Genomic DNA, 1794 nt, shown 5'->3' with positions numbered 1-1794 from the left:
ATTCCTCTTGATGCGCCTCTCTACCGTGGGAGCAGAGACCGTGGCAGCGCGTTTCTCGGCTGCCAAGCCATAAACCTTGTATTCAGCGTGGGGAGCGAGGTGTCCTCTCTACTACCGAAGGGATTAGTACCCGTAGCAAACCCTGCAATCGCCGTTGTGGGGGTCGCGAGCTATCCCTCAAGCACTGTGGGGCCGTACTTGGAGTGCTATTCAGGAATTCAAGTTCGTGATCCCGGCGGTGAGACCGGCTTTTACATTCCTTACATTTACGTGACAACGAATGATGCAGCGCTTGCCTCGGGACGAGAGGTTCTTGGTGCTCCAAAAAAGCTGGCGCACATTACTCTGATTAGAGAAGGTGGCCTAATTCAGGGTACGCTCGAGCGTCCAGCTGGCAAGCGCCTGCTGACTCTTACCGCTCAACCGGACCAGCGCATGAGCTCGAGTTCGCAACAGATGTTTTCTGCGCGGACGTATTTCTACTCGGTTCGGCATTTGCCCCCCATCAATGAGCGCGGGAAGGGCGCAGTAACGCAGCTCGTCAAATGGTGCACCGCGCGAACGTTGCGACGCGACGAGCTTGGCGATCAAGTTCAATTTACTGGACCCATCTCCCTAACTTACGACTCACCCTCGATTGTCGATCCCGTGCACAATATTGCACTTGGCGAACCCATGCTTGGCACATACGAGGAGTATGACGCCAAGCTCGAGGTCATTGATATCCTTTCGGAAACCGCAACTCCAGGCAAATAGTGATCGATAAGCTTTAGGAGTTCATCGGATCCTGAGTTCAGCCGCGGGCTCTCGGCGTGCCCATTGATGGGCCATTACAGCGACGCAAGCTAGGGTCCTAACGCACTGCATGAAACACGCAAGGGAGAAGGCTGCCGCGTGCGCCCGCCGCGGGGCGACTTCTCGGTGGCGACTCGACGGAGAACGTCCGCCTTTCATCGCCATCTAACGCCCGAGACCATCAACGCCGTCTACGCCGACGGCTATGAAAGAACCCGTTGGCTCTCCTATGCCAGCTATGCTGCGCTGGTGCCCCTCCACAGCTGCCGAGCAGCCGCGGGCACGTGCGTTGCGTCGTTCGGAACTAGCCGCTTGGTCAGTGCCATGCCAGCGGCGACCTGGTCCCCGCGCAGCGACGTGGCGACCAACGGGTGCCAGCCTCGAAGCGAAGAAGACTGCTCATGCGGCATAATCCGGCTTGCGGCATAATCAGCGAGCTCGCGGATGAAAAGCGGTGATCATCACTGCTGCAGACTGCGAATATGAACAACGTCGATCATTCGCATGATCACCACAACGCTTCAGCGTATCCCTAATGGCTGGCCCAGGACAGAAATCGAGGCGCTAATGCCAAGGAACCCACGCCGCCAGCGGCCTTTGGCTCGCGGCTTCCGAGTTCTTTCAAGGTGCGCCTGCAGCCACGGTGCGGACCGGCACATAAGCAATGCTGTCGCTGCTCCGATCGTGGCCTTATAATACAAATTGCGGGCACCAATGCCTGGACGGCCTTCCTGCTCTTACACCCGCGTCCGTTTTCAGCAAACGGCGACAATGAGCTGACCACCGGCCGCTCGAAAATGCTTTGCTCTACCGAAGGCGCATTGCCATCAGAACTGGCCGATCAGACGATCTTGGGAAAGTACTAGGCGACTGCCCCAAGCTCGTCGTCGCTTATATGATCTACACGATTCGACTGCTCAACGCTGATGTTGTTGTATCTTGAGATTATCCAACAACTTCGAGCCTTCACTGAACGATCTCGACCAAGATCGCTCTGCC

At 57.0% G+C, this 1794-nt stretch carries 1 protein-coding gene; it reads left to right on the top strand.

The features are described from left to right. Positions 1 to 756 (top strand): acetoacetate decarboxylase family protein (locus I6F09_RS37055; protein WP_225143913.1); only part of this gene is annotated, 756 nt, incomplete at its 5' end. Positions 757 to 1794: the final 1038 nt, after the last annotated feature.

Source organism: Bradyrhizobium sp. IC3195, from assembly GCF_020193585.1.
In the GTDB taxonomy this organism is placed as follows: Bacteria; Pseudomonadota; Alphaproteobacteria; order Rhizobiales; family Xanthobacteraceae; genus Bradyrhizobium; species Bradyrhizobium yuanmingense.
This window is presented reverse-complemented; position numbering and strand designations above follow the sequence as displayed.